The organism is Brevibacillus parabrevis (genome assembly GCF_003710905.1).
GTDB lineage: Bacteria > Bacillota > Bacilli > Brevibacillales > Brevibacillaceae > Brevibacillus > Brevibacillus parabrevis.
Window position 1 is genome coordinate 21,246 of sequence record NZ_RHHV01000009.1, and the last position, 18,468, is coordinate 39,713.

Sequence of the window (18,468 nt, forward strand, 5' to 3'; positions counted from 1 at the left end):
TTATGGTCCATCCTGACGACGGGACGCCAAGAGACCAGACTTTACGGCCTCCCAGTAAGGCCCGTCCGGTCGTTCTCATGGCACAAACTTTGCGTTTCCCCAGTCAAATCGCTGCTTCCGGGCTACCCCGCTATTTTTTGCAGCAGCGGCGGCCCGAAGACGATAAACCCGATGATGGCAGACAGGATAGCCGCTACGAGCACTGCTCCGGCGCAAGCATCCTTGGCTATTTTCGCCTTTTCATGCCACTCGGGAGAAGCGAGGTCAACGGTCGCTTCTACGGCCGTATTCACCAGCTCCAGCGAAAAAACAAGGCCGATAGAAAAAAAGACCAGCAAAACATCGCTGCGGGGAATTTGCAGCCACCAGGCCGCCGCCAAAACGATTACAGCAGCGGCTACGTGGATTTGCATGTTTCGCTGTGTCTTTACGGTATGCCCAATTCCTTGCATGGCGTACGAAAAGCTGCTCGCCATTCTTCGGAGTTCTTTCAACGTAATCTCCTACCTCGTCAAGCCGATCTGCTCCAAAACCTGTTCCTGACGGGAGAACATTTCTTTCTCCTCTTCCGGCGTACCATGGTCGTAGCCGAGCAGATGGAGAAAGCCATGCACAGCGAGGAAGCCCAGCTCTCTTTCGAAAGAGTGACCGTAGTCTTCGGCCTGCTCCTTGACTTTTTGCACAGAGATAATGATATCCCCCAGCATGTTCGGAACTTCGTCCGCTTCGCCCTCGTCGAAAAAGATTTCCATCTCGCCTTCGCCCGGCTCGTTCATGGCGAAGGACAACACGTCGGTTGGGCGATCCACGCCGCGGTAATCGCGGTTCAGCTCATGGATTCGCTCATTGGTGACCAGAGTCACTACGACTTCTCCCTGTACGTCCTCCAGCTTTGCGCAAGCTTCGAGGCATTCGGTCATCAGTTTTTGCAAGCTTTCATCAAGCGGTTCGATTTCTTCGTGGAGGATTTCTACAGATAGCACAGATGAACGATCTCCTTTTTACACACCATTTATCAATAGCCGTGGTCGACTTCTTCTTTTGCATAGGCAGCGATAATTTTTTGCACCAGACTGTGGCGTACGACATCGCCTTCCTGGAAATGGATGAAAGCTACATCCGGTATCGCGCCTAAAATGCGCTGCGCTTCACGCAAGCCGGATTTTTTCCCTTTCGGCAAGTCCACCTGTGTTACGTCTCCGGTAATCACCATTTTGGAGCCGAAACCAAGCCTGGTCAAAAACATTTTCATTTGCTCGGGAGTGGTGTTTTGCGCCTCATCCAGAATGACAAACGAGTCCTCCAATGTACGCCCACGCATGTATGCCAAAGGAGCCACTTCAATCAGTCCGCGCTCCATCATCTTGGCTACCTGCTCGTTTCCAAGCATGTCATACAAAGCATCGTAAAGCGGACGCAGATACGGGTCTACTTTTTCTTGCAGATCGCCAGGCAAAAAGCCCAAGCTTTCTCCCGCCTCTACAGCCGGTCTGGTAAGAACGATCCGTTTGACACGTCCATTTTTCAACGCGTTTACTGCTGTGACCACTGCCAAATACGTTTTTCCCGTTCCGGCAGGCCCTATTCCGAAGACGATGTCGCGCTTCTTGATCGCCGACAAATAGTGCCGCTGTCCGAGAGTTTTGGCCCTGATTACTTTTCCGCGCTGGGTGCGCGCCACTTCCTCATCATAAACATCCAGCAGTTGGGCTGCTTCTCCCCGGCCTACGAGCATCATCGCGTACGAGATGTCTCGTTCGGACAAAGCGATTCCTCTGCGGATCAGCTGCAGCAAAACGCCGATCAGCTCGGTCAGCTTATCCACTTCCGGCTTGTCGCCGCTAATGACCAGTTCGCCTTCGCGGGTCATGATTTGGGCAGGACTTTTTTCCTCGATCAGCTTTAGGTACGCGTCGTGCGGTCCAAACAAAAGCAGAGCCTCAGATGCGTCTGAAAACGGGATTCTTACCTCATCTTGTACGTGCAACAGGCTTCCATCTCCTTGCAACGGTTATCAGCAATTGACGTCACGGATTGCCATTGTTCACGGGTGACTGGGGTACGATTGGCTGTTCAACGGCAATTTCTTCAATGACGGAAAAATGAATGCTTACGTAAACTTTACCATTCTCTGCGGTGACGTGCAAAACTTTTTCGTCCTGAATGAACGCATCTTTACCAGCTTTTTGCAAAATGTCTGCTCTGGCGAATTTTTTCGCTACTTCCGTGGCCTCTTCTGTGCTCAATTGCTTCGTAACCGGCTCGATTTGCGCATATTCGACCGTTTTCCAGCCTACTGGCGACGTGTATCCCGCATAGGAAGGAACGTAGCGTTTTTCCGACGTCTGGGCTTCGGAAAACAGCTCTTTGTTAAACGGCCACACTTGAATCGCATACGATCCCACCAGCAAATACTGCTGCTCCTGCTTCTCTCCGGTCAGCCGATAGATCGTTTGCTTCAAAGGGACAGAGGTGTTGCTTACATACCAGACTTCTCCCTGCACCTTGCCTCGCGCCGATACGGCTTGCTGGCGCGTGTCATTGCCAATGATTCCGGAGATGAGCACCTGGCCTTTTTCGACAAGCTGATTGTTCGTCACCTGGCTTTTGCCCACTTCCGGGAGAATTTTATGGATGACAGCACGCTTTTTGGCGACGAGATGGCGCGGCCCCGTCGCCAAAGGCTTGACGGGCGCTTCCTTTTCCACCACTTGCAGCCTGACCTTCGTTCCCTGAATGTCGATTCCGACCCAGGCGGCTTCCGGCAACAAGCTCAACAGCTCTTTTTGCAGCAGCAGCGGTTCCTTTAGTTTGACCTTCCATGCCCCTTGTTTAATCCCGATCTCGTCCGCAGCGCGAATGACGCGTGCAGGGTCGATGTGCTTCGTTCCCGTTACTTCCACGCTCCATACAAACGAGGAAAGCATGTACAATCCAATAAAAAACAAAACAGCGCCAATAGCCAGTCCAGCGCGCCTGCGTACGCGGAGCAGCCAGAAAGGCAATCCGTCCCTGTTTTCCACGTGGCTGCGACAGCCTGTCTCCTTCAACAGCGGCCTGAGGCGAAAATAGTCGCGAATCAGAATATCGCAGCGGCTCACCTCCGCACCGACCCTGCGAATATTCCAGATTCGAATGCCATCCCGCACGGCCATATTCAGCAAACGCTCAAACCGCTTACCCCGTACGGTGATGGTGATGTGTCCATCTACCCATTCCTTGAGTCCGTTTCGCATATGTGCCGTCCACCTTTCCTTGTGCTAGGAGCCTTGTGGCCCTGTCTCCAAAAATTTGACTCCGCCAATCCTTCCTTCGAGAAGCACCTCTTCCGGCAAAATCGCCCGGATGACAAGCTGTTCGCCTGAGACAATCATCTGGCCGTTTGTAAGCAGCAGACGCAGCTCGTGTTCGCTGAAATGCAGAACACCGCGATGATTCTCTATGTACATTTGCAAATGACCGATCATCGTAATGCGCGGGACTTCCAGGACCACATCTTGCGGCAGATCCAACACACCTCCGGCCAATTGGCGCAGACGGCGGCTCCAACGCTTCATGGATAAGCCCCCCTTCTACAGGCGCACGCGCCTCGTTTTCTGAAAATGGGTCGTGCCACTTTCGGTACAATATCATTCTTACCTATGCGTATGCGAGCGAACGGTGCGGCATTCATACGAAAACCAGTGCACGGCATTTTGCAAAATGGACGAGTTGATCTGCGGGGAGGTTAGCATAAGGCAAACCCTCCATCTGGTTTTTCCCAGCACAAGGGTTGGTTACGACTATGGCTGCAAGCTGCTCGTTTTTTACAATCCAACAAAAAAACAGGCAAACATTTGTTTACCTGTTTTTCTGTACGTTATTTGCTTATTTTTCGTGAACGCTGGGCAAAGTAAGAAGCTTTTGAGCGCGGCTCGCCAAAGATGAGCGCCCACTTCATCCCTTCCCGCGGATCGAGAGGAGCAGCAGACTGCGGCTTGACGCGCTGCGCCGCCGACATTTGTCTGGTCGCGCTCGATGTACGGATCGTAGAACCTGTCGAAGCGCGTACAGGCTCGGAAAATGCCCACTCCTGCTCCACTCCGACGCCTTCCATCGACTCCGCTCTCGATTCCAGCGGCTCGTATTTGGCCGTGGCCCGTACCGTTTTTCGCTCTTGCTGCGCATCTGGCGCAGGCTCGGCTGTCCAAGGTGTATCCACAGGTGTCAGGGGCTTGTTTGGCAATCCTTGCGACATCCGCTTTCCTTTGGCTTTTTCTTTTCCCAGCAGCTTGTAGCCGATGTAACCCAAAATAACGAACCAGAACTTTCCTAGCAGAGGCAGAATCCAGTCAATCAGGTCAAGGAAAAGATCAAAGAGATCTTCCATGGCAATCGCCCTTATTCTTTCTGATCAGGCGAAGCAGGGTCCTGTTTGTCACCTGAGTGCCCGAACGATTCGCGCATTTGTGTATCGGCTGCGATGTTCTGCAGGTTGTAGTAATCCATGACGCCCATTTTGCCGCTGGTCAACGCTTCTGCCAATGCAAGTGGAACTTGTGCTTCCGCCTCGACTACTTTTGCTTTCATTTCTTGTACGCGGGCGATCATTTCTTGTTCCTGGGCAACCGCCATCGCACGACGCTCCTCGGCTTTTGCCTGCGCAATGCGCTTGTCGGCTTCCGCTTGGTCCGTTTGCAGCTGTGCCCCGATGTTTTTACCAACATCTACGTCCGCGATATCAATGGAGAGAATTTCAAACGCTGTACCAGCGTCCAGACCTTTGTTCAAAACGGTTTTGGAGATGAGATCAGGGTTTTCCAATACGTCTTTGTGGCTGTTGGAAGAACCGATCGTGGAGACAATCCCTTCACCGACACGGGCGATGATCGTTTCTTCACCAGCACCACCGACCAGACGGTCAATATTGGCGCGAACGGTTACTTTCGCTTTCGTGCGCAGCTCGATACCGTCTTTTGCCATCGCTGCTACGACAGGAGTTTCAATCACTTTCGGGTTAACGCTCATTTGCACGGCTTCCAATACATCGCGCCCTGCCAAGTCAATCGCTGCGGCGCGTTCAAAGCCGAGCGGAATATCTGCACGTTGCGCTGCTACGAGGGCGTCGACAACGCGGTCAACGTTACCGCCTGCAAGATAGTGGCTTTCCAGTTGGTTCGTGTCCAGCTGCAAGCCTGCTTTGCGAGCTTTAATCAACGGGTTCACGATGCGGGATGGAACGACCCGGCGCAAACGCATCGCCACAAGTGTAATAATCCCGATGTTCACGCCCGACGCGAGGGCGGAAATCCAGAGCATGACTGGTACAAACGAGAAGAAAATCGAAAGGGCCACGATGGCTACAGCCACCATAAAAATTAGGGGAATCAATCCGCTTTCCAACATAATGCTGTCACTCCTTTATTCTTGTTCAGACACGACGACACGCGTCCCTTCTACTTGCACGACGACAATCGCCGTTCCGGCTGCGATGAAGCCTCCGGCAGATACCGCATCGACACGCTTGCCTTCCACTTTTACGACACCAGCAGGGCGCAAAGGCGTCAGGGCAATGCCGGACTTGCCCGTGAGATCACGCTGATCTTTCGGGGCCACATAGCCTTCCTCGTTGTGCTGTGCGTCACCGAGGACGAACTTGCCAAAAAGTCCTTTGATGCCGTAACGCTTGACGAGCAGAAACGTTACAACAAGTGTAACTACAGCCGCAATTCCCAGCGAGGCGAGTCCTTGCTGCGTATCGTAGGCAGCCATCACCAGGCCAGTCACGATACTGATAAAGCCGATAGCTCCGACGATGCCGCCTGGCAGGAAAATTTCTAGAATCATGAGTAAAATTCCGATGACAAACAGACCGATGTGCAGCCAGTTTGCAAAGCCTGCGACATAATGCCCGAAGAAATACAAGCCGAACGAAACTAGCGAAATCGTTCCGGCGACGCCAAAGCCTGGTGCAAACAGTTCAACGACAATCCCGACCAAACCGATGACCAGAAGCAAGCTCATGACGTACGGGCTGGTTACCCAGCGCGCAACCTTTTCCCCGCCAGTCGGCTCGATCACATGCAGAGAGTCGCTGGAAATTCCCAGGCTGGCAAGCAGCTCCTCTTTTCCAGAAACGACGTGATCTGCGTAGCCGAGCGTTTTCGCTTGCTGCGCATCGAGCGAAAGCACGGTTCCTTTTGGCTTCAGTCCCGGAAACTCCGTATCGATTTCGACCATTGCTCGCGCCACGTCCGGATTGCGTTGGTTCAGACTGGCGGCAGCGGTCATTTTTTTGCTCCATCCCGAGATGAACTTGATGTCTGCTGCATTGCCCGCCAGATCAATCGGTGTAGCCGCTCCCATGCTGCTTCCTGGCGTCATAATGATTTCGTTGGCGTTCAAAGCGATGTATGTTCCCGCTGAGAAAGCCTGGTTATCAATATAGGCGATGGTATGCATGGGTGATTGGCGAATCAACTGGCCAATCTGATCAGCAGCGTCCACTTCGCCACCTGGCGTATTAATATGCAAAATGACAAGGTCTGCTTTTTCTTCCTGTGCATCTGCGAAAGCCCTTGCAAGGAAACTCTCCAAGCCACGCTCGATTGTGTTGTCTACCGGAATCCAGACCGCTTTCTGATAAGACTGGGCCTGAATGCCTGGCGTAAACAAAAACATCGAGAAGCCCGTGATCAGGCAAAGAAGAGACAGTAGCAATCGCATCCGCCGCAACGCTAACCTCGTTGCAGTCATGACATTTACCTCCTTCCTCGTATCAGCTTCAACTTATGCCCAATAAGGTATACGAACAAAGGAGGAGATTGTTTCAGATTTTTGTCAGCTTTTGGGGAAACAAAGAAAAAACCCAACCGTCATCCGGCTGGGCTTTTCCATTCGTATCTATATGAGGTGTTGCTTATCTACGATGGTAGTTCCTCAGATACAATCTTTTGCACGAGGTTTCCGTCTGCTCTGCCTTTCACTTTCGGCATAAGTGCTCCCATCACTTTGCCCATCTCCTTCTTGGAGGTGGCATTGGTGGCAGCAATAGCTTCCCGAACGATATCGCGAATCTCATCTTCGCTGAGCTGAGCGGGTAAGTAAGCGGAGAGCACATCGATCTCTTCGCGCGATTTTAAGGCAAGTTCTTCACGGCCTGCCTTCTCAAATTCGTGGAGGGATTCACGGCGTTGTTTTAACTCACGAGTCAAGATGGTCAGCACTTCGTCTTCAGACAAAGTTCTGCCTTTGTTAATCTCTTCATTCTTTAAAGCGGCTTTCACCATGCGAATAACAGAGAGTTTTAGAGCAGCTTTGTCTCTCATTGCTTGCTTCATATCTTGATCGAGTCGCTCCATTACACTCATGATGGGCCCTCCGTCCATTAAAACTTACGCTTACGAGCTGCTTCGGATTTCTTTTTACGCTTAATGCTAGGCTTCTCAAAGTGGCGACGTTTACGCAGTTCCGCCATCACCCCGGATTTGGCGCTCTCACGCTTGAAGCGGCGAAGTGCGCTATCCAAAGACTCGTTTTTCTTGACTCGAATTTCTGCCATTTGTCTTCCCTCCCTCCGCTAAAACCGTGGGACGCCTGAATCGTCGTACGAACAGACTGTCACACTTCATTATAGGATAGATGACTAATGAAGGTCAACCTTTAGTTCATTTTTATTCGTGAAATCCTGCCAAGAGGTGGTAATGAATATGGAAAACTTCTTGTCCGCCTTCTTTTCCGCAGTTATTAATCAGGCGAAATCCTGGCAGCTCCAGCTTTTTCGCCAATGTCTGCGCCACTTGATGAATATGGCCGATCAGCGGCAAATCTTCCGCTGTTACATCCATTAATGTCGCAATCGGCTTGCGCGGGATGATCAGCAGGTGGACGCGTGCCTTTGGCGCGATGTCGTGAATCACGATGACGTGTTCGTCTTCATATTCTACGCGGGCTGGAATTTCGCCCTCCATAATCCGGGTAAAAATGCTTTTCTCCATGTGGGAAACCCCTTTCAGCTATGTAGATGGCTTCGATGTTTTGCAAAGCACAGATAGTTTCATGATAGCGGACAGCACGAAGCAAATGCAACGGCTTGTCCCGCACTTTTGTCTTGCGGCCTTCCCGGGCGCATGGTAGCATGACTTCGAGGATTCACGAGTTCGTGACCGGATGACTTCGCGATTTCACGTGCGCGTGGTCAGCTTCGAGGTTGGAGATGGATCATATAGAAAAAAGGAGTTCGTGCACATGAAACCACTTGCACTGGAACAGGCGACAATCAATGCAGAAGGACTCTTGCTGGCAGGCTCCCCGCACCTTGTCTTGTCATCGGTTCACTTTGATACCCGCCAACTGAAAGCGGGTTCTTTATTCGTGGCGCTGACAGGCGGCGCTCGCGATGGGCACGATTTTTTGCTGCAAGCAGCCGAACAAGGAGCGGTAGCCGCACTCGTATCCAATCAGGAAAAAATTCCGGCTGGCTTGCCCGAGGAGTTCGGGCTGATTCTCGTCAACGATACGCTGCGCGGTTTTCAAAAGCTGGCAGCTGCCTATCGGAAAGACTTTGCGATCCCGCATATCGCGATTACGGGCAGCATCGGGAAAACGACGGTGAAGGACATCGTAGCTCACGTATTGGAAGCGCGATCCCCTGTCTACAAGACATATAAAAACTTGAACAATCATTTGGGCGTGCCGCTTTCCTTGCTGCAAATGGAGCCGCAACACCAGGCTGCCGTGCTGGAGCTGGGGATGAATCACGCCGGAGAGATCGACTTATTGGCTTCGCTCGTCAAGCCGGAGATCAGCGTCATTACGTATATCGGCGAGTCGCATCTGGAGTTTTTCGGCACGCGGGAAAAGCTTGCGCTCGCCAAAGCCGAGCTGCTCCCCCACACCGCCCCTGACGGCCTGGTTCTTCTCAACAAGGACTCGGAGTATTTGCCGCGAGTGGCCCATCTGTATGCCGGGGAGATCATGTACTATTCCGTGCTGGAGCCTTGTGACATCTGGGCGGAACATATTCAGCCGAATGATAATGGAACACAGTTTGACGTCTGCTTCGCGAATGGCGAACGCTTCTCCGCCTTTCTCCCGCTTCACGGCAAGCATAGCGTGCTGAACGCGCTTCCTGCGATTGCGATTGCGAAAAGACTGGGGATGGACACAGAACAAATCGTGCAAGCGCTCTCCACGGTCAAGCTCTCTGCCATGCGGTTTGAACAGGTGCATTCCAGACACGGCTCCCTGTATATCAGCGATGCATACAACGCCAGTCCGTCTTCCATGGAAGCTGCTGCCCGGACGTTCGCCGAGCTGTTTCCTGGCCGCAAAAAAGTGCTCGTCTTGGGCGACATGTACGAGATGGGCGAGCAAAGCGCTCACATGCACGCAGGAGTCGGCGAAGCGCTCAACGATATTGTCGAGCACATCGAGCTGCTCGTCACCGTTGGCGAGGATACGCAACATCTTCATCGCGCCTATAACGGCAACAAGCTGCATGTGGCAAGCAAACCGGAGGCGCTCGCCGCCCTTCTGCCATTGCGCGATGCCAGTCATGCCTTTTTGTTCAAAGCGTCGCGCGGGATGGAGCTGTGGACGCTTTTGACTGATCTGGAACAGCACGAATAGAAAAAAAGAAAGCCGCCTCTCGGATCAGTTGAGAGACGGCTTTTTTGCGTTTGCTTGTAGGTCGTAAAATTCAGATTGCTATTCCAGACCTTCGGCTTCCACGATGTTGCGCTGCTTATCGGCATGGCGCTCTATCGCCAGCTGCACCAGGCGGTCGATCAATTCGCTGTAGCCCACACCCGCTGCCTGGAAAAGCATCGGGTACATGCTGAACGGGGTAAAGCCTGGCATCGTGTTTACTTCGTTAATGTACAGTTGGTCGTTTTTCTCATCCCAGAAAAAGTCGACGCGGGAAAGCCCTGAGCCGTCCAGCGCCTGAAATGCCTTTTTCGCGATATCAGAGATGCCTTCTGCGACATGCGCAGGAACGACCGCAGGAATGGACAGCTCTGTGCCCGCTCCCTTGTACTTGGCTTCGTAGTCGTAAAATTCTTTGGCCGCGATAATTTCGCCGACGACAGACGTGACCAGCTCCTCGTTGCCAAGCACGCCGATCTCCAGCTCGCGCACCGAAACAAACTCCTCCACGATCAGCCTGCGGTCAAAACGGGCAGCCAGATTGATCGCGGTCACCAGTTCTGCGCGGTTCTTCGCCTTGCTGATTCCGACGCTGGAGCCCATGTTCGCTGGCTTGACAAAGCATGGATAGCCAAGTTCACGCTCGATTGTTTCCGCCACTTCTTCGGGACCTTTTTCCCACTGGGAGCGCAAAAACCCTACGTACTTGACCTGCGGCAAGCCCGCTTGGGCAAAAACCGTCTTCATCATCCACTTGTCCATCCCGACAGCGGAAGCCATCACGCCTGTTCCCACATACGGCAGGTTGACCAGCTCCAGCAGTCCTTGAATCGTGCCATCTTCCCCGTTCGGCCCATGCACGACAGGAAAAATCACATCGACTTGCTGCGCGATATCGAACAAGGAGTCAGATTTTTTTGCCGGATCGCCGGAAGCGAGGCGCAGTGTGTCGATGTTTTGCGGCACCTGCTCAGCGAAAGCGTCTCCTTTTACCCAAGTTCCGTCCAACTGAACGTAAATGGGCGTTACCTCGTATTTATTTGCATCGACAGCCTTCATGATCGACAAGGCCGTACGCAATGAAACCTCGTGCTCCGAGGATTTTCCTCCATAAATAATTCCTAGACGGATCTTATCGTTTCCCATCCGTGCCATGCTCCTTTCCTCTGTGGCAGGCAAAGAGTCTACCCTTGAGTTTCATCTCTCTCCTATGCTATGCAAGCGCCCAGCATCTGCTCTTTGTACCGGGCAAAGCCCGTCATTTAGCATACACAAACCGACTGCCAAATACAAGAGAAGCAAGTATCACCCACGCATGAACTTTGTCATATCATGGGTAGTAAAAACACTGTCATGGAGCTATTTTGCTGGAGGGATGTCCATGAGAGACTACTTGCTTTATTGTACGTATTGCTCCACGTACACGTTGTTGCACAGCTTCGATAAAGACGCCGGAACTTTTTTGGGGGAATACTCGCTCCTGCACAATGATTACACGCGCGACAACATCGTTTTGAACAAATTTTTGCTCGCTCACCTCGGCCACACCATCCGGCCTATTCCCTCCCAGACGGATGACTATCGCCAAATTATTGGCAACGCCTCGCATTTTCTCGAAGACGACATCGATAAATACGTGGAGGAAAGCCAGCAACGGGCGAAGTTTCGGGAGCGGGATCGCAAAAGCGAGCGGGAAATCGGCCAGGTCCAGCTCTATCTCATCGAGCATTTGCTTGTTCACGAGTTGCATACGCTCAGCCAGGCGCGCGCCGCTACCCCCGCAGAAGGACAAGTCTTGCTGGGAAAAGAGCTTGGCTTCAAAAAGGCGCTCGACCTCGTCCGGCAGGTGAAAAACGACAAGCAGTTTGCGCAGTAAGCCTGACTTCGCCTAGCGGACGGGACGCTTGAATATCTGCCAGCTTGTTTGGGCAGCGGACTGGTCGCTCGAATGTCTGCCAGCTTGCCCGGGCAGCAGCTTAGCCCTGTGCGTCCCATCCTTTTCACGAAAACGCAAAAACAGCGCCAGATACGCTCCGGCGCTGTTCTCTTTTTCTACTTGCGATCGCGCACTTCAAAGATCGCGAATTTCAGGTAATGCGCTTCGTCAGCGCCGCTGATTTGCGGGTGGTCTTTGCCTGCCCCGCGCCACTCGATCAGGCGCAATATTTTTTTCGCGTCCACAGCCGCTTCCTGGATCGTTTCCAGGAACAGTTCCGGAGACATGTGGTACGAGCATGAGGCGGTGACCAAAAAACCGCCAGGACGAACGAGCTTCATCCCGTTCAGGTTGATATCTTTGTAGCCGCGGCATGCGCCTTTGACCGCGCCGCGCGATTTGGCGAAGGCGGGCGGATCGAGAATGACGACATCCCAGCTCTTTCCTGCCTCGACATTTTCCCGCAAGTAATCAAACGCGTTTGCCACGACAAAATCGACGCGATGCAAAAAGCCGTTCAAGGTGATGTTGCGCTTTGCGGTTTCGATCGCATGCTCGGAAATGTCGAGCGCGGTTACTTTTTTCGCGCCGTGCTTGCAAGCGTTCAGCGTGAAGGAGCCGGTATGGGTGAAGCATTCCAGCACTTCTGCTCCGTCCCAGAACGGATTTTTGATCGCTTTTCCCCGCTTGTCGACTGGCATGAGCTTTTGCTCGCCGTCCACCTCGATGGTTTGCAGCGTAATGCCGTGCTTCTCGCCCCAGCCTTTCATCAATGGCGCAATCGAAGCGCGGTTCTCACGCTGGTCGTAGAAAAATCCTGTCTTTTGTCCTTCGACGATATCCACGTAATACTTCAAGCCGTTTTCCTCAATCAACACCTCGCGCGGACACTCTCCGTACAGCACTTCTTTACCTTCCGCCAAGCCTTCCAGCTTGCGCACGGGAACGTCGTTGCGCAAGTAGATGCCAGCAGGCGCAAACACTTCCACAAGCGCATCGCGAATCCACTCCATCCGCTTTTCCATGCCCAAAGACAATACCTGCACGACCAGGATGTCCTCGTAGCGATCCACGATCAGGCCAGGCAAAAAGTCTGCTTCGCCGTAAATGACGCGGCATGCGCGCGGATTGTCCACAAACCGAGTGCGAAACTCCGCCGCCTGCCTGATTTTGCGCAGGAAGAACGAATAGTCGATGTCTTCTTTTGGATCGTAGCTCAAAATGCGCACGATCATTTGCGATGCCGGATTGATGTAGCCTTTTGCCAAAAAGTGTCCTTTGTGGTTCGTCACCTCAACGATTTCACCCGGTACAACCTCGCCCTGGATTTCCAATACTTCCGATTGGAAAATCCACGGATGCCCCGCTTCCAGTCGCTTTTTCCGATGCTGATTCAGTAAGACTTTTGCCATGCGGTTGATTCTCTCCTTGTCATGCTTGCCCTCGTACAGGCATAGCGTTATAGTAACTTCCTTTACGGTTGGCCCGGCGTTCTACGGCCAGCCTCGCTTGCCATTGTAACCAAGAAGGAGGAACCCAACTTGTGATTGTCTCCATCCTCGCCCCGTTTACGATCGGGCTCTGTTTTTTTCTGTTCGGTATGTACGCCATGCGGACCGGATTTCAAAATTTGGCGGGCAAAAAAATGGAACAATGGATGGCCCGCTTTACACGCACGCCATACCACAGCTTCTGGATCGGGTTGATTGCGACTTTCGTCCTGCAAAGCTCCAGTGCCGTCACCGTCTTGACGATCGGCTTGACCAATGCGGGGATTATCCAGTTCGCGCAAACCGTCGGGATCATTCTCGGCACCAACCTGGGAACGACCGTCACGACGGAGCTGGTCGCACTCAAACTGGAGTCGTTCGCCATCCCGATGTTGCTCGTCGGCGTCGCCCTCTGGCTGATGCCGCGGCCAACTGTTCGCTGCACCGGACTGGTCATCGCCGGATTCGGGCTGATTTTCCTCGGGATTGATACACTCAAGCTGATGGCCAAGCCGCTGGAACAATCCGAAACGTTTCGGTCGCTTTTTCTGGAGAGCAGTCATTCCATCTGGATCGGGCTGATCACAGGCGTCATTTTCACTGCGCTCATCCATAGCGGCTCTGCAACGACCGTCATCACGATGGGGTTGCTCAGCCATCAAATCCTGTCCATGGAGACGGCGCTTGCCATCGTCCTCGGCGCCAATGTCGGCACATGCTTCACCGCTGTCATAGCCGCCATCGGCACGAATACGGCCTCCAAGCAGGTCGCCTGGTGCCATACGCTCTTTAATGTAGCAGGGGCTGTCGTGTTTTTGCCTTTTCTTTCCCAGCTTGCCCTGGTAAGCGCCTTTTTAACGAGCAGCCCCTCCATGCAAATCGCCCATTCGCAAACGATTTTCAATCTGATTTGCTCCATGGTCGCCCTGCCATTCGTTCCGCAGATCGCCCGGTTTATCCAATGGCTCATTCCAGACAAGCGCAAACCGCCTACACCGACTGCTGTATGGATTAAAAAGAAAACGGGATGAGGTACAGCGAGGTGACGACCCCGGCCACGATCATCGCCACACTCGATGCAGCCGTCTGCACGGGCGAGATGCGGTTCAAACTGGCTGTCCCGATCGCATGCGCACTCGTCCCTACGGCAATCCCGATCGCCCAGTCGTCCGTAATTCGCCCCCATTTGAGCACAGGGCGCGCGATCAGCACCCCAACCATTCCTGTGAGGGCGGTAAAAAAGGCTGCCAAAGCAGGCACTCCGCCTATCGAGGCAGTCAGTTCCAAAGCGATTGGCGTCGTCACCGATTTGCTCAGCATGCTTCTGAGCAAGATGTCATCCGATCCGAAGCACCAATGAATCGCGTACACCGACACGATAGCCACGGCGCACCCTGCACTGACGCCGAGCAAAACGCCGCGCCAGATGTGGGCGAATTGCCTGATCTGTTTGGCCAAAGGAACAGCCAATGCCACTGTCGCCGGACCGAGCCAGAACGAAATCCACTGTCCTCCCGCAGAAAAAGCTTCCCAATCATCGCTCACCGCCCACCAGATCACCCAGACGAGCACGACCGCCACAAGCAGCGGCTGCACGCGGGGAAAGCGGGCGTTGACCGTCGTTGCTCCTTTGTAGCCGACAAGCGTAACGAGGATCGCCAGCCATTGACTAAGCATCGAGCGTCCTCCTCTCTGGTGCGGCAGAAGCGGGTGTCTCTTGCTTCTTCTGTCTGTTCAAGTAAGCTTGTACCACGCGGCCTGTCACGAACATGACCAGCATCGGAGCCACAATCATCGACAGCGCGATCGGCCATGGCGCTTGGGCAAACCATTTGAAGTAGGAGACGACGCCCACAATAATCGGCACGAAAAACAGCATCATGTGCCGGATGAGAAACGAACTCGCCCGGTCTACCCACTCCATCCGAATCCAGCCAGTCACAAGCCCCAGTGTCAGCAAAAGCATCCCGACCAGGTTGCCGGGCAAAGGGATGTGCAGCCATGTACTCGCAAGCACTCCCACTCCGTAAAAAGCCAGAAGAATAGCCACTCCCGTGATCATTTTCACCTGCCACACCCCTCTCCCGCTTTCTCTTTGCCTAATCTCTATCGAAAATGCTTGAAAAAGAAGGAAAAGCCCGGCCTTCCCTTGGCCAGGCTTTCTTTCGTTCCAGTCGTTCTAGTATCCGCTGCCTGTCGTTTTCGCTCCAGTCACAATCGAGATGCCAGAGCTTGTACCGATCCGGCTCGCTCCCGCCTCGATCATGGCGAGTGCTGCTTCACCGCCGCGCACGCCGCCAGATGCCTTCACTCCAATGTCAGGACCAACTGTTTTACGCATCAAAGCGATATCTTCTACCGTCGCGCCGCCCGGGCCGAAGCCAGTGGACGTTTTTACGTAATCGGCACCTGCTTCCACGCAGAGCTTGCACGCGATTTCTTTTTCCTGATCAGTCAAAAGACCTGTTTCAAGAATGACTTTCAAAAGAATGTCTCCAGCTGCATCCTTCACAGCTGCCACGTCTTGCTTCACGGTTTCCAGATCGCCGGATTTCAGGGCACCTACGTTCAGCACCATGTCGACTTCTGTTGCGCCGTTTGCAATCGCATCGCGAGTTTCTGCCACTTTTGCCGCTGTCGTATTCGCTCCCAGAGGGAAGCCGATTACGGTGCACACTTTCACATCTGTACCCGCCAACAGCTCAGCAGAACGCTTCACCCAGTAAGGGTTGACGCACACAGACATAAAATCGTGTTCTTTCGCTTCCGCGCAGAGCTTGTCGATCATCTCTTGCGTCGCTTCTGGCTTCAACAGGGTATGGTCAATAAATTTGTTCAATTGCATAAACTACACCTCAATCCCGAGTTTTTGGAAGGCCAGACGAAAAATCTCATCGTTGTTTCGGTAGCCTCTCTGGAGTTGCAGCTCCCAAGCCTCTTTTGCCGGATGCCAATGAACGTCATTGATTTCTTCCAGCTGTACCGTTATTTCTGTGTTGTAAGCCTCGACCAGATAGTAGTGGACTTCTTTGTCGACCGACTCGCCCGTCACCGGATGCGTGTAGACGTAAGTGATCCGGTCAAGCTTGGCGCCGAGACGCCCCGCCACTCCCGTCTCTTCAAGCACTTCACGCAAAGCGGTTTCTTCGATAGTCTCGCCGATCTCCTGCTTGCCTTTTGCCAAAGTCACTTTGCCATAACGGTCTTCGATCAAGAGAAGCATGTACTCTCCGTCTTGCAGCTGATAGACTACGCCTCCTGCCGAAATCTCCTTCATATGGCTCGCTCCTTCAAATAAGGCAGCATCTCAGTCTCCACAACGCGGACAAAAGTTCCCTGGCAATATTCGGAGCCTGGTTGTTCCAGCTTCACCTTGCAAATTTTCCCGATCATGCTTTCGTCTCCCGGGAAAACAACGTTCAGGTAGTTATCGGAATATCCCATCAACAGGCCGCTTTCCGGCGCATCCTTGAACGGACGCTCTGGAATGACTTCCAGCACGTCGCCGACAAACTGCTTGGAGTAAGCCATGGTCAGCTCCCGATTCAGCTCCAACAATTTCGTCACGCGCTCGTGTTTTTCCTCTTCGGGAATCTGGTCGGTCATCCGCGCAGCCGGTGTGCCTGTGCGCATCGAGTACGGGAAAACGTGCAGCTCGGCGAAGCCGATTTCTTTGATGAAGTTGTAGCCGTTCATGAATTGCTCCTCGGTTTCACCCGGGAAGCCGACAATGACGTCCGTCGTGATCGCCGCGCCTGGCAGCGCTTTGCGTACTTTCACCATTTTTTCATAAAACTCGGCTGTCGTGTATTTGCGGCGCATGCGCTTCAACACTTCATCATCGCCCGCCTGGAGCGGTACGTGCAGGTGGCGTACGACACGGTCGGAGTTGTTGATGACCTCGATGACTTCATCCGTGATCTGGCTCGCTTCGATGGAGCTGATGCGAATGCGTTTCAGTCCATCTACTTCGTGCAAATCAAGCAGCAGCTTCGCCAGGTTGTAATCTTCCAGGTCTTCTCCGTATCCTCCGGTGTGAATCCCCGTCAGAACGATTTCCAGATAGCCTGCTTCCACCAGCTTTTTCGCCTGTTCCACGACGCTTTCCGGCTTGCGCGAGCGCATGAGACCACGCGCCCACGGAATGATGCAGAACGTGCAGAAGTTGTTGCAGCCTTCCTGAATTTTCAGGGAAGCGCGGGTTCTGTCTGTAAAGTTGGGAACATCCAGCTCCTCGAAATCACGGGCTTTCATGATGTTTCCGACCGCATTGATCGGTTGGCGCTCAGCGCGGATTTGCTTGACGTAATCGGTCAGCTTCTCGCGGCCTTGCGTGCCCACTACGATATCCACCCCAGGAATTTGTGCAATCTCGCTTGGAGAAGTTTGCGCATAGCAGCCTGTCACAGCGACGATCGCTTCCGGGTTGCGGCGAATCGCCCGGCGGATGACCTGGCGGCTCTTTTTATCACCTGTATTCGTAACGGTACAAGTATTGATCACGTAAACATCGGCGTCGTCCTGTTCAAAGTCGACTCGCTCGTAGCCATCTGCCTTGAACAATTGCCAAATCGCCTCAGTCTCATAACTGTTCACTTTGCAGCCTAATGTATGAAAAGCAACGGTAGACATTGCCATTCCTCCTTTCGCTTGCGCTTATCCTTTGCGATGTATGGAAGCTTTTCGTTCAAACTGATAGGAAGCCGCGGCAAGTACATACTGGCTGGCCGTTTCGGTGCGCAAAATACGCGGCCCGAGCGAAACAGGCAAAAATCCCTTGCTCTCTGCTTGCGCCACTTCTTCCGGGGTGAAGCCCCCTTCAGGCCCAATCAGAACGAGCAGGGAGTCTCCACTTGCCATCTGTTCCAGCACTTCATGAACAGTCGTGCTTCCTTCCTTTTCATAGGCGATAGCCAGCTGCGTATAGGCTTGACCTGCCGCAAGCGCCTCGCGAAACGAGACAGGGGCAAGCAGCTCAGGCAAAACGGCCCGGTGCGACTGCTCGGCAGCCTCCTTGACGATTTTGCGCCAGCGCTCCAGCTTTTTCGCCTCTTTCTTAGCGTCCAGTTTGACGATGGTTCTCTCGGAAGAAAACGGAAAAAAGGAGTACGCTCCGAGTTCCGTCCCCTTTTGCAAGATCCACTCCATCTTTTCGCCTTTTGGCATTCCTTGCCCAATGGTCACGCGGATCGGCAGCTCACGCTCTTCCTGGAGCATCTCGATCACCTCTGCCTGGACTTCCTTGGCAGAAAGGCTGACGAGCTTGGCTCGCGCCGATCTCCCTGCTCCGTCCGAGACGAGAATTTCATCGCCTGCCCGCGCTCGCATCACGTTTACGATATGATGAACATCGTCTCCGATAATCGTTAGCTCATGCTCATGAAAGAGATGTGGCTCGACAAAATATCGTTGCAT

22 protein-coding genes are annotated in these 18,468 nt (G+C 53.3%); 3 read left to right on the top strand and 19 right to left on the bottom strand.

The window, feature by feature from the left end; genetic code table 11:
• Positions 1-122: 122 nt before the first annotated feature.
• The 11 genes from EDM60_RS11320 to EDM60_RS11370 all read right to left on the bottom strand — a co-directional run bounded on the left by EDM60_RS11320 (position 123) and on the right by EDM60_RS11370 (position 7,976).
• Positions 123-494 (bottom strand): diacylglycerol kinase family protein, encoded by a 372-nt coding sequence (locus EDM60_RS11320; protein WP_122964086.1) that lies wholly within the window; start codon positions 492-494, stop codon positions 123-125.
• Positions 495-503: 9 nt separating this feature from the next.
• Entirely contained in the window at positions 504-983 is a 480-nt protein-coding gene (gene ybeY / locus EDM60_RS11325; RefSeq protein ID WP_122964087.1) for an rRNA maturation RNase YbeY, read from the bottom strand.
• A 32-nt stretch (positions 984-1,015) separates the two neighbouring features.
• On the bottom strand, positions 1,016-1,987 hold the full coding sequence (locus tag EDM60_RS11330; RefSeq protein WP_122964088.1) for a PhoH family protein: 972 nt from the start codon (positions 1,985-1,987) through the stop codon (positions 1,016-1,018).
• 40 nt (positions 1,988-2,027) lie between these two features.
• Positions 2,028-3,236, bottom strand: a complete 1,209-nt coding sequence (gene yqfD, locus EDM60_RS11335; protein WP_122964089.1) for a sporulation protein YqfD — start codon at positions 3,234-3,236, stop codon at positions 2,028-2,030.
• Positions 3,237-3,260: 24 nt separating this feature from the next.
• A complete protein-coding gene (yqfC, locus tag EDM60_RS11340) occupies positions 3,261-3,557 on the bottom strand; it encodes a sporulation protein YqfC (RefSeq protein WP_007777585.1) in 297 nt (98 codons plus the stop codon).
• Positions 3,558-3,859: 302 nt separating this feature from the next.
• Positions 3,860-4,369, bottom strand: a complete 510-nt coding sequence (locus EDM60_RS11345; RefSeq protein WP_122964090.1) for a hypothetical protein — start codon at positions 4,367-4,369, stop codon at positions 3,860-3,862.
• Positions 4,370-4,380: 11 nt separating this feature from the next.
• Complete coding sequence (gene floA, locus EDM60_RS11350) at positions 4,381-5,385, bottom strand: flotillin-like protein FloA (RefSeq protein ID WP_122964091.1); 1,005 nt, start codon at positions 5,383-5,385, stop codon at positions 4,381-4,383.
• A 15-nt stretch (positions 5,386-5,400) separates the two neighbouring features.
• Positions 5,401-6,735, bottom strand: coding sequence for an NfeD family protein (locus EDM60_RS11355; protein ID WP_122964092.1), 1,335 nt, complete (start codon positions 6,733-6,735; stop codon positions 5,401-5,403).
• A gap of 167 nt (positions 6,736-6,902) precedes the next feature.
• On the bottom strand, positions 6,903-7,349 hold the full coding sequence (locus EDM60_RS11360; protein ID WP_063231398.1) for a GatB/YqeY domain-containing protein: 447 nt from the start codon (positions 7,347-7,349) through the stop codon (positions 6,903-6,905).
• Between the two features lie 17 nt (positions 7,350-7,366).
• The gene (rpsU, locus tag EDM60_RS11365) at positions 7,367-7,540 is read right to left on the bottom strand and encodes a 30S ribosomal protein S21 (protein ID WP_007727630.1); all 174 of its coding nucleotides are present in this window, start codon (positions 7,538-7,540) and stop codon (positions 7,367-7,369) included.
• Between the two features lie 112 nt (positions 7,541-7,652).
• The gene (locus EDM60_RS11370; RefSeq protein ID WP_122964093.1) at positions 7,653-7,976 is read right to left on the bottom strand and encodes a histidine triad nucleotide-binding protein; all 324 of its coding nucleotides are present in this window, start codon (positions 7,974-7,976) and stop codon (positions 7,653-7,655) included.
• A 250-nt stretch (positions 7,977-8,226) separates the two neighbouring features.
• Between EDM60_RS11370 and EDM60_RS11375 the strand changes: the two genes are divergently transcribed.
• Entirely contained in the window at positions 8,227-9,609 is a 1,383-nt protein-coding gene (locus tag EDM60_RS11375; protein WP_122964094.1) for a UDP-N-acetylmuramoyl-tripeptide--D-alanyl-D-alanine ligase, read from the top strand.
• Between the two features lie 78 nt (positions 9,610-9,687).
• Here EDM60_RS11375 and EDM60_RS11380 read toward each other — a convergent pair whose 3' ends face one another.
• Positions 9,688-10,773, bottom strand: coding sequence for a D-alanine--D-alanine ligase (locus tag EDM60_RS11380; RefSeq protein WP_122964095.1), 1,086 nt, complete (start codon positions 10,771-10,773; stop codon positions 9,688-9,690).
• 235 nt (positions 10,774-11,008) lie between these two features.
• Between EDM60_RS11380 and EDM60_RS11385 the strand changes: the two genes are divergently transcribed.
• A complete protein-coding gene (locus EDM60_RS11385) occupies positions 11,009-11,503 on the top strand; it encodes a hypothetical protein (RefSeq protein WP_122964096.1) in 495 nt (164 codons plus the stop codon).
• 176 nt (positions 11,504-11,679) lie between these two features.
• On the opposite strand, the gene EDM60_RS11390 is transcribed toward EDM60_RS11385, so the two are convergent.
• A complete protein-coding gene (locus EDM60_RS11390) occupies positions 11,680-12,975 on the bottom strand; it encodes a class I SAM-dependent rRNA methyltransferase (RefSeq protein ID WP_122964097.1) in 1,296 nt (431 codons plus the stop codon).
• Positions 12,976-13,106: 131 nt separating this feature from the next.
• Between EDM60_RS11390 and EDM60_RS11395 the strand changes: the two genes are divergently transcribed.
• Positions 13,107-14,084: a Na/Pi cotransporter family protein gene (locus EDM60_RS11395; protein ID WP_122964098.1), complete on the top strand. Its 978-nt coding sequence runs from the start codon at positions 13,107-13,109 to the stop codon at positions 14,082-14,084.
• On the opposite strand, the gene EDM60_RS11400 is transcribed toward EDM60_RS11395, so the two are convergent.
• The 6 genes from EDM60_RS11400 to EDM60_RS11425 form a co-directional block, all read right to left on the bottom strand.
• Complete coding sequence (locus EDM60_RS11400) at positions 14,065-14,730, bottom strand: LrgB family protein (protein ID WP_122964099.1); 666 nt, start codon at positions 14,728-14,730, stop codon at positions 14,065-14,067. The genes EDM60_RS11395 and EDM60_RS11400 overlap by 20 nt on opposite strands.
• On the bottom strand, positions 14,723-15,115 hold the full coding sequence (locus EDM60_RS11405; RefSeq protein WP_217365248.1) for a CidA/LrgA family protein: 393 nt from the start codon (positions 15,113-15,115) through the stop codon (positions 14,723-14,725). Before EDM60_RS11405 ends, EDM60_RS11400 begins: the two co-directional genes overlap by 8 nt.
• 117 nt (positions 15,116-15,232) lie before the next feature.
• Entirely contained in the window at positions 15,233-15,898 is a 666-nt protein-coding gene (gene deoC / locus EDM60_RS11410; RefSeq protein ID WP_063231389.1) for a deoxyribose-phosphate aldolase, read from the bottom strand.
• Between the two features lie 3 nt (positions 15,899-15,901).
• Complete coding sequence (locus EDM60_RS11415) at positions 15,902-16,330, bottom strand: NUDIX hydrolase (protein ID WP_122964101.1); 429 nt, start codon at positions 16,328-16,330, stop codon at positions 15,902-15,904.
• A complete protein-coding gene (gene mtaB / locus EDM60_RS11420; RefSeq protein ID WP_122964102.1) occupies positions 16,327-17,685 on the bottom strand; it encodes a tRNA (N(6)-L-threonylcarbamoyladenosine(37)-C(2))-methylthiotransferase MtaB in 1,359 nt (452 codons plus the stop codon). The genes EDM60_RS11415 and mtaB overlap by 4 nt, the downstream gene beginning before the upstream one ends.
• Before the next feature lie 24 nt (positions 17,686-17,709).
• Positions 17,710-18,468, bottom strand: a complete 759-nt coding sequence (locus EDM60_RS11425; protein ID WP_063231386.1) for a 16S rRNA (uracil(1498)-N(3))-methyltransferase — start codon at positions 18,466-18,468, stop codon at positions 17,710-17,712.